Below are 13,215 nucleotides of genomic sequence, written 5' to 3'. Positions count from 1 at the left end.
GGCGAGCGTGGATTTGCCGGCGCCGCTCGGCCCCACCACGCCGAGGAACTCCCCGGGGGCGAGGCTGAACGAGACGGCGCGCAGCAGCAGCCGTTGCGAGTCGGGTGCGTTGACCACCAGCTGCTCCACCTGCAGGCGGCCGCGGGCCGCCTCGCTGTCGATCGGCCGACGCGTGCCGGGGGACGGGGCACGGGTGAGCAGCAGGCGCACCCGCCGGTAGGCGGCCAGGGCGGAACCCATCTGTCGCCACGCGCCGATCGCGGTCTCCAGGGGGGCGAGTGCGCGGGTCATCAGCAGCGAGGCGGCGACGATCGCGCCGACCATCAGCTGATTGTCGAGATAGAGCCAGGCACCCAGCGCGTACACGCCCACCTGCAGCAGCACCCGCACCAGCCGGGCCAGGGTGCGCGCCAGGCTGGCGCGATCGAAGGCCTCGGTGAGCGTGCCGAGCGCGCGGTGATTGCCGCGTTGCCAGCGCTTGAGCGCCGCCGAGCTCATGCCCATGGTGGCCACGGTGTCGGCCTGGCGGACCAGCTCGTCAGCGCGCGCCTGGGATCGGCGGTTCGCCCGCATTGCCTCGGTGACCGCTCGCCGGTTGGCGACCTCGTTGAGGACCGCGATGAGCAGCAGCGCCGCGCTGCCGGCGGCCGCCAGCAGGCTCAGCGCCGGGTGCAGCGCGAAGAGCGCGAGCAGGTAGAGCGGAATGAAGGGCGCGTCGAAGAGGGTGAAGATCGCCTGCGAGCTCAGGAAGGCGCGCAGCTCGGCCGCATCCTTCAGACCGGGACCCGGGCGGCCGGGATGGCCGGCGGCGTCACGGATGCTGGCGGCCAGCACCAGCGGGGACAGCCGAGCATCCAGGGCCATGCCGGCGCGGGCCAGCAGGCGTGCGCGCACCAGATCGACCGCGGCCTGCAGCAGCAGCGCGATGCCGGCGCCGGCGGTGAGCAGCACCAGGGTGTCCCGGCTGCGGCTGGTGAGCACATTGGAGAAGACGCCGAGCATGTAGAGCGGCACCGTGAGCACCAGCAGGTTGAACACCGCGCTGAACAGCCACAGCTGCGCGAAGGCGACGCGCTGGCTGGACAGCACGGCCGTAAGTGAGGCAACGGGCGGCGCAGCGGCACCGCGATCGGACAGGGTCTTGGAAGTCATGGCACCTCAGGCAGGGAGGGCGGTTGAACCGGGCAGGCGATGAGGCCCGCCCGGGACCGGGGCCTTCCGGCCCCGGTCGTTCACGCAAGTGCGTCAGACCACTTCGATGTTGATCGAGCCCTGCAGTTCGACCAGCGAATCGATGCCGTCGGCGCCCGGCGTGATGCCCATGTTGCGAAGCACGATCGAGTCCTCGGCATCGCCGGTCCAGCTGCCGTCGCCGTCGTGATCGAACCAGATCGTCACATCGGTGCCGTCATCGACCACCGTCACATAGGCGTCGAGCTGCGCTGCCGAGGTGATCGACGGGTTGTCGACCTCGAAGCGCAGGATGTCGATCAGCTCGGGGTCGAGGATCGAGTCCTCGCTCGCCAGGGCGGCGCTGTCCATCCAGCTCATGTCGCCGGTGCTGGAGGCATGCACGCTGAAGACGAACTTGTCGGCACCGAGGCCGCCGGTCATGGTGTCGTCCTGCTCGCCACCGGTCAGCGTGTCGTTGTCGGTGCCGCCCATCAGCACATCGTTGCCATTGCCGCCCGACAGCGTGTCCTTGCCGGCGTCGCCATACAGCTTGTCCTGCTGGTCGCCACCGTCGAGCACATCGTCCTGTCCACCCCCGCGCAGGGTGTCATCGCCGGTGCTGCCCATCAGGGTGTCGAGCCCGGCGCCGCCGAGCATCGAGTCGTTGCCCTCGCCGCCGTCGGCGGTGTCGTTGCCCGCGCCGCCCTCGATGACATCGTCGCCCTCGTCGCCGCTCAGGGTGTCGTTGCCCAGACCGCCGGAGACCGAGTCATCGTCGTCGCCGCCGCTCAGGGTGTCGGCACCTTCGCCACCGACCAGGGTGTCGTTGCCGGTGTCGCCGTAGAGCTCGTCGGTGCCGGCACCGCCATCGAGGAGATCGTCGCCGGTGCCGCCATCGGCCCAGTCGTTGCCGTTCTCGCCGTAGACCCTGTCGTTGCCGTCATCACCGGACAGTGAGTCGGCGTCGTCACCGCCGCGCACGGTGTCGTCGCCCGAGCCGCCGTAGAGGGTGTCGTTGCCGCCGTTGTCGGTGACCAGGTCGTTGCCCTTGCCGCCGTCCTGCCAGTCGTTGCCGGCATTGCCGTACATGACGTCGTTGTCGTTGCCACCCGCCAGGCTGTCGTTGCCGTCGCCGCCATCGATCGTGTCGGCGCCATCATCGCCCTGCACGGTGTCGTCGCCGGTGCCGCCGGTCACCGCATCGGCGCCCGTGCCGCCGGCCAGGCGGTCGTTGCCGTCGCTGCCGTTGAGGTTGTCGTCGCCGTCGTCGCCGGCCAGGGTGTCGTTGCCGGACCCGCCGGTGACGGTGTCGTTGCCGGTTCCGCCGCTCATCGCGTCGCTGCCGCCATCGCCCGACATGGCATCGGCGCCGTCGCCGCCCGACATGACATCGGCGCCATCACCGCCGGCCATGGTGTCGTTGCCGGCATCGCCCGCCATCTGGTCGTCGCCGAGGCCGCCGCTCATCGAGTCGGTGCCCAGCCCGCCGCTAAGGGTGTCGTTGCCCTCGCCACCGTCCAGGGTGTCGGCGCCGGCGTCGCCGTTGAGCACATCGTTGCCGGCGTCGCCGGCGAGGCTGTCGTTGCCGTCGCCGCCGTTGAGCAGATCGTCGTCCTCCCCGCCGCTCAGGATGTCGTTGCCGATCCCGCCGTTGAGCGTGTCGTTGCCGGTCTCGCCGTACAGGCGGTCATTGCCGCTCTCGCCATTGAGCTCGTCGTTGCCGTCGCGACCGTAGACCGAGTCGTCGCCGCCGCCCGCGAGCACCTGCGAGTTGCTGCCCGCGACCACATCCTTCCAGATGTTGTTGCTGGCCGAGAGCACATAGGTTTTGGTGAATGCCATGGTTGACTCCGTTGAAGGCTGATGAACACCGCCGCTGGGGCGGTCAATCCGGCCTGCCGGGCAGGCTGGACGGGCATGGCGTTGCAGCCTTCGTGCCAGGTTGACAAACGATTGTTTGGCAAGGGATTTTTCTGTTGGCGGGCTGCGTGCCGGGAGCCGATCCGTATCGGCGCGGATACCGCAGGGTGCATCACCGATACAGCGGGTCCGTGCGACGGACCCTCATGGCGCTCAGTGGTCGAGCGGGATGTTCAGCTTGTTGATGAGTCGGTAGAGGGTCACGCGCGACACGCCGAGCTGGCGCGCGGTCTGCGAGACCTTGTTGCCGTTGGCGCGCAGGCTGCTGGCCAGCAGATTGCGCTCGAACGAGGCGCGAGCATCGTCGAGCGTCAGGCTTTCGCGCAGCGGCGCCGTCGCCACCGCCAGACCCAGGTCCTCGGGCCCGATCAGCCGGTTCTCGCCCATCACCACCGCGCCCTGCACGCGATTGATCAGCTCGCGCACATTGCCCGGCCAGTCATGGGCGCGCAGCGCGTCGATCGCCCGTGCGCTGAACCCGCGCGGCCGGCTGCCAGGGTGCTGCGCGAGCGTTCGGCGCAGGAAGAGATCGGCCAGCTCCAGGACATCATCGCCGCGCTCGCGCAGCGCCGGCACCACCAGTTGCAGCACGTTCAGGCGGAAGAACAGGTCCTCGCGGAAGCTGCCCTGGCGAACGGCCTGCGCGAGGTCCACATGGGTGGCCGCGATCACCCGGAAGTCCACCGGCAGGGTCTGGGTCGAGCCCACCCTGGAAATGGTCCGCTCCTGCAGGACCCTCAGCAGGCTGGCCTGCATGTCGAGCGGCAGGTCGCCGATCTCGTCCAGGAACAGCACGCCGCCGTTGGCCGCCTCGATGCGGCCGATCTTGCGCTGGGTGGCGCCGGTGAAGGCGCTCTTTTCGTGCCCGAAGAGCTCGGACTGGATCAGGGTGGCCGGTATTGCGCCGCAGTTCACCACCGAGATCGGGCCTGCCGCGCGGCGGGAGTTGCGGTGAATGGCATGCGCCACCAGTTCCTTGCCGGTGCCGGTCTGACCGCCGATCAGCACCGGGGCATCCGAGTCGATGACCTTGCGCAGCCGCTGCGTGAAGGCCCTCATCGCGGGGCTGTTGCCGCAGATGCCGAAGGCCGGACCCTCTCCCGTCTGGCCGTCGCCGTCGTCGGGATCGGCGCTCACCGACCTTCGCATCGAGGCCAGGCCCCGGGCGTGGCCGAGGATGACGGCGAGGCGCTGCGGATCGACCGGCAGCGTGTGGTAGTCATGGAAGGCGCGCAGCAGGAAGGCGCGGAATTCCCGCGATTCGAGGGCGGCCGGCTCGACCAGGGCAATCCACTCGGTGGCCTGCGACAGGGACAGCAGCGGCTCGAACTCGACCGGGCTGAGGCCCCCGGGCGCCTGGAACACCGCGAGTGCGGCGAGCGCGTCGGCCCGCCGCAGCACACGGCGCGCCTCGTCCACCGACCGGGCATGCCGCAGCAGCATCCGTTCGTCGGCGCGGCTGCCGCGCAAGGTTGCGAATACCTCGCCCCCGATGTCCAGCACCAGCACCTCGCTTTGGCTCAATTCGCTCGCCCCAATCCTGGTCCGTGCGGAGCGCTGGTCGTGGCCCGATGCCCCGGTGCGCGCCCCCGGCGTGAGCTTGCGGCATGCCGGTGCGGGCAGCTTGCGGTGGATCAACGGACCGGCTGGAGGCTCGCCCGGTGCGTGCGTCGGCCGGCTGCGGCAGCGTCGGCCGAGTGCGCGCGATCATGCCGGGCCCGAGAACCGATGCCCTCCCACCCGATGATTCCGCAACTCGATCGCGGCACCCTGGATGTGGTCACCATGCTGGTGGCCATCGTCCCCTGCTGCGTGGCGATCAGCATCTGGCGGATCAATCGCGCGCTCGAAGGGCCGCTGTTCTGGATGCTGGCGATCACGCTCACGCTGCTTACGTATGCCGCGGTGCCGCTGCTGCAGGTGCTTGGCGCGCCCCCTGGCGTGGCAGTGGCCATGAACAACACCTCCAGCCTCACCAGCATGCTGCTCCTGCTGGAGGGCAACCTGCGCTTCACGGGCAGGATGTCGGCGGCGCGGCTGAAGTGGGGTGCGCTCGCTGTGCTGTTCTTCCTGGTGCTGTCGATCCTCAACCGGGATGACGCCGCCCGGCGCTACCTGTTCCACGATCCGATCGCGGCCGGCCTGCTGCTGGCCAACGCTGCCACCCTGCTGCTGCGCCCGCCGGCCAGCGAGCGTGCGGTGCGGACCGTGGCCGCGGTGTTCCCCCTGCTCATGGCGACGGTGTTCCTGGCCCGCTGGAGCGTGGCCTTCGAGGCCGAACCCGGTGCCGATCTGTCGCGACACCCGATCGTCATGCCGCTGATGATCGCAGGCATCCTGTTCACGCTGGGCTGGACCTACTTCGCGAGCCTCTTCTGCTACACCCGGTCGCAGGCCCAGCTCGCGCGCCAGGCCCGCGAGGATTCCCTCACCGGACTGGCCAATCGGCGCTACTTCGACGAGGCCGTGCAGCGCGAGATCGCACGCTGCAAGCGCAGCGGCGCGGGTTTCGCGCTGGTCACGCTCGATCTGGACAACTTCAAGCAGGTCAATGATCGCCTGGGCCATGCCGCCGGCGATGAGCTGCTCACCGAGGTGTCGCGGCGCCTGAGCAGCTTCATCCGCAAGACCGACCTGGCCGCGCGCATGGGCGGCGACGAGTTCGCGCTGCTGCTGGTCGACATCGAATCGGCGGTGGTGCTGTCCCTGGTGATGGAGCGTCTGCGCAATGCGCTGCAGGGTGCTGCGGCGCACGCCGAGGCGCTGGCGCCGATCGAGATCAGCATGGGCGGCGCGCTGTGGCCGCAGTCGGGCACCGACCCGGATGTGCTGTTCAGGCTTGCCGATCAGGCGATGTACACCGACAAGGCCGAGCGCAAGGCGCGTGAGTCGGGCGCTGCGGGCGGCGCGCTTGCGATGCAGGCGGCCTGAGGACCAGCTCCCCGGGGCCGGGTCCGTTCCACCCACGGCGGACGCAGCGGTGCCGGGTCGGGGTGATCGATAGAATCGGGTGCAGGGCGGCCGCCATGACCGGGTGCTGCCCGTCCGACCCCGCACCGAGGATTCGATGAGCGCCTTCGCCTCCCGTCACTTCCAGCCCTTTTCGGGCCAGGACATCCGCACCCTCATCCAGGCCCAGGCGCGTCTGCGCGCCGATCATCCCTATCTGATCTGGCGGCCGTTCAGCGGCCCGCGCCGTGTCTGGACCTACGCAAGGTTCGCCCAGGCGCTGGCCCGCTTCGCAGCTGGCCTGCAGGCCCGCGGGGTGCGGCCCGGCGACCGGGTGCTGGTGCATCTGGACAACTGCCCCGAGGCTGTCATTGCGTGGTTCGGCTGCGCCTGGATGGGCGCGGTGGCGGTGACTACCAACGCCCGCTCCAGCGCCGACGAGCTTCGCTACTTCGCCGAACACGCGGCGGTGGTGGGTGGCATCACCCAGCCGCGCTTCGCGGCGCTGGTCGGCCAGGCCTGCCCGGGACTGCGCTGGCTCGCGGTCACCCGGACCGACAACGGCGAAGATGCCGGCGCGGCCACCCCCTCGGCCACGGATGCCTTCGAGGCGATCGACGCCGATCCCGCCACGCTGCCGGCCCGCGGGCATGATCCGCTTGCGCCCTTCAGCGTGCAGTACACCTCGGGCACCACCTCGCGGCCCAAGGGCGTGCTGTGGACCCATGCCAACGCGCTCTGGGGGGCCCGAATCAATGCCACCCACGAGGGCTTGCGCGCCGACGACATCCACATGGTGACGCTGCCGCTGTTCCACACCAATGCGCAGGCCTATTCCATGCTGGCCACACTCTGGGCGGGTGCCACCGCGGTGGTCAACCCGCGCTTTTCGGCCAGCCGCTTCTGGCCGGTGTCGCTCGAGGAGGGATGCACCTGGGCCTCGGTGATCGGCTTCATTCCGCGCGCGCTCATGGACCAGCCGGTGCCCGAGCACCGCTACCGCCTGTGGGGCACCGGCGTGTGCGAGCCGCCCACCGATGCCCGCTACCGGATCAAGACCCTGGGCTGGTGGGGCATGACCGAGACCATCACCCACGGCACGCTCGGGCTCATCGACCTGCCCAATGCGCCGCTGTCGATGGGCCTGCCCGCGCCGGAGTACGGCATCCGCATCCTGGTCGATGGCCGCGAGGCGCTGCCCGGCGAGACCGGCGACTTCCAGGTCAAGGGCGTGCGCGGCCTGTCGCTCTTTGCCGAGTACCTCGACAACCCGCAGGCCACCGCCGACGCCTTCGATGCCGAGGGCTGGTTCCACACCGGCGACCGGGTGACGCTTGGCGAGAACGGCTGGCTCTACTTCGCCGATCGCTCCAAGGACATGCTCAAGGTCGGCGGCGAGAATGTCGCCGCCTCGGAGATCGAGCGCGTCATCATGACCGTGCCGGGCGTGGTCGAGGCGGCGGTGGTCGGCCAGCGTCATCCCATGCTCGACGAGGTGCCCGTGGCCTTCGTGCGCGGCGGCCCGCCCGATGCCGAGGGCCGCGCCGCGCTGGCCCGCGCGGTGGCGGCCGCCTGCGCGGCCACCCTGGCCGGCTTCAAGCAGCCGCGCGAGGTGCGGGTGGTGGAAGAGCTGCCGCGTTCCACCCTCGAGAAGATCAACAAGGCGGCGCTGCGCCGCCAGCTGGCTGACGAGGGCTGAGTGCCGGCTTGCGGGCGCAGGTATGCGCCACGCCCGCAACCCGTCGGGGTGCCGTGCGCCGGTGCGCCGGCCCTCAGACCCGGTGGGCGCCGAGGTGGCCGAGCATCAGCCGGGTGACCGCCTCGGGCGCCTCGTCAGAGGAGAAGTGACCGATGCCGGGCAGCTCGGCGAACCGGTAGGGCGCCTTGATGAACTCGCCGGTACCCTGCGCCGCGGCCCGGCCCACGGTCTGGTCGCCGTCGCCCCAGACATACAGCGTGGGCACCTGGATGGGGCCCATCGGCGTGCGCAGGCCCTCGCGCGCCCGGTACCAGGCCAGTGCCGCCTCCAGCGCCGCGGGCTCGCCCAGCACCGACAGATAGCCCTCGATGGCATCGGCCGGCATGCCGCCTTCGGCCATGCGTGCACGCAGCCGGCGGGCGCCATCGGCAAGCAGCATCGGCCCGGTGTTGGGATCGAGAAAGGCGGTGTGATGCCGCGAGCGATGCTGCTGATCGGGGTCGGACTGCAGGGCGCGCAGAAACGCCGAAGGGTGCGGCCGCGACAGGATGGTGAGCGAGGCCAGCCGCTGCGGGTGCCGGTCGGCCACGCCCCAGGCCACCTGTCCGCCCCAGTCGTGGCCCACCAGATGGAAGCGCGTGCCTGGCCCGGCGCAGGCGTTGGCGATGTCGATGGCATCCTGGATGAGCAGGTCGTAGCGGTAGTTCTGGATGTCGGCGGGATCGGGCCGCGCGCCCGGCGAATAGCCCCGCTGGTCGGGCGCGACCGCGCGGTAGCCCGCCGCGGCCAGCGCCGGCAGCTGGGCGCGCCAGCTGTGCCGCGACTGCGGATAGCCGTGCAGCAGCAGCACCAGCGGGCCGTGGGCCGGGCCCTCGATCCAGGCATTGAAGACCAGCCCGTCGCGGGTGGGGATGCGGTGCAGGACGGGCTCGGAAGGCAGCGGCATGATCGGCTCCGGAGAACGGTTTGCGGCGACGGCGGGGCGCTCAGGCCTTGAAGCCCATCGAGCGCGCGATGATGTTGCGCTGGATCTCGCTGGTGCCTTCGCCGATGACATACAGCAGGGCATCGCGGTGGATGCGGCCCACCGGGTACTCGCGCATGATGCCAGCGCCGCCCAGCACGCGGATGGCCGCCTCGCTCACCCGCACCGCGGTTTCGCTGGCCACCAGCTTCACCCGGGCGGCGGTGGCCGGATCGAGCGTGCCCTGATCGACCCGCCAGGCGCCGTGGTAGACCAGCCAGCGCGCGGCTTCGATGTCGGCCGACATGTTGGCGATCTGGTGGGCGATGGACTGGTAGTCGCCGATCGGGCGGCCGCCGATCACGCGATCGCGGGCGTAGCTGCTGGCCGCCTCGAAGGCGGCGCGGGCCATGCCCAGCGCGTTGGCGGCCACGCCCACCCGGTTCTCGCTGAGCGACTCGAGGATCACCGGATAGGTGCCGGTGCGCCCGCCGAGCAGGCCGTCGTCGGGCACGAAGGCATCGGCGATGTGGATCAGGCCGGTCTCGGAGCTGCGGATGCTCTCCTTGCGCAGCTTGTGGATGTCGAAGCCGGGGTTGGGCAGCTCGACGATGAACAGGCTGATCGCCTCGGCGGTGAGTTCGGCGCCGGTGCGCGCGGCCACCAGCATGAAGTCGGCGATCGGTGCATTGGTGATGTAGAGCTTGCTGCCGTTCAGGCGCCAGCCGCCGGCGACCTTCTCGGCGCGGGTCTTGAGCGAGCGGATGTTGGAGCCGCCGTCGGGCTCGCTCAGACCGAAGGCGGAGATCCGTTCGCCGGCCAGCGCCGGGCGGAAGAAGCGCGCCTTCTGGTCCTCGGTGCCGATCTTCCAGATCGGCCAGATGCCGAGATGGGTGTGAGCCGACCAGCTCGAGGCGAAGGCCTGGCAGACCGCGCTCATCTCCTCGCGGATGATGCAGTCGGCAACCTTGTCCATGCCGCTGCCGCCGTCGGCCTGCGGGTAGCGCACGCCCAGCAGGCCGAGCTCGCCCCAGCGGGCGAAGAGCTCGCGCGGGAAGGTCTCGGTCTCTTCGGCCTGCTGCACCAGCGGGGCCATCTGCTGCTGGGCGAAGCGGCGCACGGTCTCACGCACGGTCTCGTGTTCGGGGGAGAAGCTGAAATCGAGGGCCATGCGGTCTCCGGGGGGGCGCTCAGGCGGTGGTTGTGGCGGGTGCGGCGGCGGCGGCGCGGCGGCGCAGGTCTGCGCCGAGTGCCGCCAGGCTCGCCGGGGTGAACTGGTCGCTGAAGCCGATGGCGCTCAGGGCGAGATCGGGCCTGCCGGCGGCATCGGGCACGACCGCGGCCACCGTGGTGGCGCCGCGCACGAAGTTGCCCTGGTCGGCGGCCCAGCCCTGCTCGGCGGCCAGGCGCACCGAGCGCCAGTACTGTTCGAATGACGGGGGCGACTCCCAGCGCAGCGGTCGGAAGGCCTCGCGCAGTGCGGCCTTGCGCAGCCCGGCCTGCGCCGCCATGCAGCGGCCGAGCGCGCCGACATGCAGCGGCAGGCGCTGGCCGATCGGCATGTGCACCTGCATCGCGGCATCGGCTTCGGCCCGGTCGATCAGGACCACCCGGTCGTCGCCAACCCGCTGCCAGAGCGTGACGGTGACCCGGTGTCGGGCGGCCACGGCCTCGAGGTGCGGGCGCATCTGCCGCGCCCGCGCTGCCGGCTCGAGCGCGCCGCGGGCGAGCTCGACCACGCCCGGCCCGAGGCGGTAGGTCTTGCTGGCAGGGTCGAAGCTGACCACGCCCTCCCAGGCGAGGGTACGCAGCAGGTTGAAGCAGGTGCTGGGATTCAGGCCGAGCTCGCGGGCGATGCGGTTCACGCCGGCCCCGCCGCCGCTGCGCCCGAGATGGCGCAGCACGGCCAGCCCGGCGCTGAGCGCGCCCACCGGCTTGCGCGGCGGCGTGGCGGTGGCGGTGGCCTGGGGTTTCACGACCAGGCCCGCTTCAGTCGCAGGGCAGGCCGAGCTCGCGGGCGATGGCACGCAGCTGGATCTCCCAGCTGCCCACCGTGACGGGCGCCACCAGCGCGTCCATGGCCAGACGCATGGCCGGCAGCTCTTCGGTGAGGCCCCAGCCGCCGCCGACATGCAGCGCGGTCTGGGTGACCCGCACCACCGCCTGGGTGGCGAAGAGCTTGGCCGAGGAGACATCGAGGATCAGGTCGCGCACCGGCACGCCGCTGTCCCAGCGCTGGGCAGCGTGGTAGGTGAGGTGCCGGGTGGCCTCGACATCGACATGGGCCTGGGCGAGCTGGAAGGCGATCGACTGGTTGGCGCCGATGGGCCGGCCGAACTGCTGGCGCACCGTGGCGTACTCGCGCGCCCATTCGAGCGCATGGCTCATGTGCCCCAGCCAGCGCGCGGCGACCATCACCCGCTCGCGATTGAATCCGGCCATGATCTCGCGAAAGCCGGCATTGAGCCGGCGAGACTCGGGCACCCGCACCTTGTCGAAGTGGATGCGGTAGGTGGGCGCGGGCCGGTTGACATGGGTCTCGATGCGGGTGGCGAGCACGCCGGGGCTGTTTCTGTCGACGGCGAAGAAGGCCATGCCCTGACGCCCCGCGGCAGGGTCGGTGCGGGCCAGGGTGACCAGCACATCGGCGTCGCCGCCCAGGGTGATGAACGACTTCATGCCATCGAGCACCCAGTGGTCGCCTTCGCGTACCGCGGTGGTCTTCAGGCCGGCCACATCGTTGCCGGCCTCGGGCTCGGTGACGGTGATGGCCACGACGCAATCACCGGCGATCACGCGGCGGGCGATCTCGCGCTGGCCGGCATCGCCGTGTTCGTAGAGGATGCTGCCGGCGACATTCTGGACCAGGACGGCCACGGCGAGATTGGGATTGACCCGGCTCATCTCCTCCATGGCGATGGCCTCTTCATAGCAGCCCAGACCGGCGCCGCCGAGGGATTCGTCGGCGGTGATGCCGATGAGGCCGGCGCGGGCCGCAGCCACCAGGAACTCCCGCGGAAAGATGCGGGTGCGGTCGGCCTGCTCCCAGCGCGGGCCGATCTCGCGCCGCGCGAACTGCGCGCACATCTCGCGGAAGGCGACGCGGTCGACGGTGTTGACCGGGACCGGTCGGGCGGTGTGGTTCATGCAGGGCGGGCGCAGCAGCGCGGGCGGTGATGCGCCGATGGTGACACCCCGGCCACCTGGTGTCTATGCAGATTCGCCCTGGCGAATGTCCGTTTTCAGCAGCGAATGGTGGTGGCGTCCGGCCGCTCAGCTCGGGCTGCTCGCCGCGGCGAGGGCGCCGCGGGTGCGACTCTCTCGCGCCTGTGCGGCAGCAATCACCCTTGCCAGCGCGTCGATCTCCTCGGCCAGCAGCTCCCAGAGATTGTCGGCGGTGACGATGCCGCGCAGTGCGCCGTCGCCACCCACCACCGGCAGACGGCGCACGCCATGCTGACGCATCCGGGCGAGCACCTCCAGAAGGTCGTCGCTCTCGCGCGCCGTGGCTGGCTGCGGCGACATGATGTCGCCGGCCACCAGCCGCTGCGGGTCGATGCCGAAGGCCACCACCTCGATGGTGATGTCACGGTCGGTGATCATGCCCACCGGCATGCGCCGGCCGTCATGCTGGTCGACCACCACCACGCTGCCCACATGCTCGTCGTGCATGAGCTGGGCGCAGCGCGCCACGGGTGTCTCGCGGCTGACGGTCACCACGTCGCGGATGCGGCATCCGGCCAGCGTGGCGCTGGCGGCTCGGTTCATGGTCGCGCTCCCGGGCGGGTCAGGTGGACTTCACCGCGATGCGGCGCGGCTCCTGGCGCTGCGCCTCGGGCGTCTTGGGCAGCTCCACGCTCAGCACCCCGCGCGAGAAGCTTGCGCTGATGGCGCTTGCGTCCACGCCCGATGGCAGCGAGAAGCTGCGCTCGAAAAGCCCGTACGCGCGCTCGCTGAACTCGTAGCCCTTGCGCTTTTCGTCGCGGGACTGCTTCTTCTCGCCGCGCAGGGTGAGCATCTCGTCGGCGACGGTCACCTCGATGTCCTTCTCGTCCACGCCCGGCATCTCGGCGCTGATCCGGTAGGCCTTCTCGGTCTCCTCGATGTCGACGGTGGGCATGTCGATCTCGATGGCATCGTCGCGGCCGCTGCGGGCATCCCACAGCCGCGGTTCGAACAGGCGCTGGTCGAACAGCCGCCGGCCGAACGGCCAGGAGGCCAGACCGCTGGCGAAATCGTCGAACAGGCGGTCGACCTCCCTGCGCAGATTGCCCAGCGGATGGCGGGCGCTCTCGCCTGCGGCCGGGGCGGGGGTGGTGTCGCGCTTGACGGGCAACTGGGTCACGGACTGCATGCGGGTCTCCTTGTCGGTCGGGCGCGCGCGGGCCAGCGGCGCCGGGGTGTCGTGGGTGAATCGGTGCCTGGCGGGCTGTCGCCGCTGCGGGGCAGGGCACGACCTGATGGTGGCCCGTGCGCGGTGCGGCGCCATTGCGCGGGCGCAATCGGCGCG

11 protein-coding genes are annotated in these 13,215 nt (G+C 70.9%); 2 read left to right on the top strand and 9 right to left on the bottom strand.

Annotation, left to right across the window (positions count from 1 at the left end; all coding sequences use genetic code 11):
* The 3 genes from AC2H6A_RS12775 to AC2H6A_RS12765 form a co-directional block, all read right to left on the bottom strand.
* The coding region (locus tag AC2H6A_RS12775) for an ABC transporter transmembrane domain-containing protein (protein ID WP_484273985.1) at nucleotides 1-1,152 on the bottom strand (1,152 nt) is incomplete at its 3' end.
* Between the two features lie 93 nt (nucleotides 1,153-1,245).
* Nucleotides 1,246-3,015: a calcium-binding protein gene (locus AC2H6A_RS12770; RefSeq protein WP_484273984.1), complete on the bottom strand. Its 1,770-nt coding sequence runs from the start codon at nucleotides 3,013-3,015 to the stop codon at nucleotides 1,246-1,248.
* A gap of 231 nt (nucleotides 3,016-3,246) precedes the next feature.
* The gene (locus AC2H6A_RS12765) at nucleotides 3,247-4,617 is read right to left on the bottom strand and encodes a sigma-54 dependent transcriptional regulator (RefSeq protein ID WP_484273983.1); all 1,371 of its coding nucleotides are present in this window, start codon (nucleotides 4,615-4,617) and stop codon (nucleotides 3,247-3,249) included.
* A 204-nt stretch (nucleotides 4,618-4,821) separates the two neighbouring features.
* Here AC2H6A_RS12765 and AC2H6A_RS12760 point away from each other — a divergent pair, with 204 nt between their 5' ends.
* Nucleotides 4,822-6,024, top strand: coding sequence for a GGDEF domain-containing protein (locus AC2H6A_RS12760; protein ID WP_484273982.1), 1,203 nt, complete (start codon nucleotides 4,822-4,824; stop codon nucleotides 6,022-6,024).
* 136 nt (nucleotides 6,025-6,160) lie between these two features.
* Nucleotides 6,161-7,741, top strand: a complete 1,581-nt coding sequence (locus tag AC2H6A_RS12755; protein WP_484273981.1) for an AMP-binding protein — start codon at nucleotides 6,161-6,163, stop codon at nucleotides 7,739-7,741.
* Nucleotides 7,742-7,814: 73 nt separating this feature from the next.
* Here the strand turns inward: AC2H6A_RS12755 and AC2H6A_RS12750 are convergent, their stop codons facing one another.
* The 6 genes from AC2H6A_RS12750 to AC2H6A_RS12725 form a co-directional block, all read right to left on the bottom strand.
* Nucleotides 7,815-8,687, bottom strand: coding sequence for an alpha/beta fold hydrolase (locus AC2H6A_RS12750; RefSeq protein WP_484273980.1), 873 nt, complete (start codon nucleotides 8,685-8,687; stop codon nucleotides 7,815-7,817).
* A gap of 40 nt (nucleotides 8,688-8,727) precedes the next feature.
* Nucleotides 8,728-9,876: an acyl-CoA dehydrogenase family protein gene (locus tag AC2H6A_RS12745; protein WP_484273979.1), complete on the bottom strand. Its 1,149-nt coding sequence runs from the start codon at nucleotides 9,874-9,876 to the stop codon at nucleotides 8,728-8,730.
* A 19-nt stretch (nucleotides 9,877-9,895) separates the two neighbouring features.
* Complete coding sequence (locus tag AC2H6A_RS12740) at nucleotides 9,896-10,681, bottom strand: IclR family transcriptional regulator (protein ID WP_484273978.1); 786 nt, start codon at nucleotides 10,679-10,681, stop codon at nucleotides 9,896-9,898.
* A 13-nt stretch (nucleotides 10,682-10,694) separates the two neighbouring features.
* Nucleotides 10,695-11,852: an acyl-CoA dehydrogenase family protein gene (locus AC2H6A_RS12735; protein WP_484273977.1), complete on the bottom strand. Its 1,158-nt coding sequence runs from the start codon at nucleotides 11,850-11,852 to the stop codon at nucleotides 10,695-10,697.
* 126 nt (nucleotides 11,853-11,978) lie between these two features.
* Nucleotides 11,979-12,473 carry a CBS domain-containing protein gene (locus AC2H6A_RS12730; protein ID WP_484273976.1) on the bottom strand — a complete coding sequence of 165 codons (495 nt, stop codon included), beginning with the start codon at nucleotides 12,471-12,473 and terminating at the stop codon, nucleotides 11,979-11,981.
* Between the two features lie 19 nt (nucleotides 12,474-12,492).
* Nucleotides 12,493-13,059, bottom strand: coding sequence for an Hsp20/alpha crystallin family protein (locus AC2H6A_RS12725; protein WP_484273975.1), 567 nt, complete (start codon nucleotides 13,057-13,059; stop codon nucleotides 12,493-12,495).
* Nucleotides 13,060-13,215 lie beyond the last annotated feature (156 nt).

The sequence above is a fragment of the Quisquiliibacterium sp. genome, from assembly GCF_982640115.1.
This window is presented reverse-complemented; position numbering and strand designations above follow the sequence as displayed.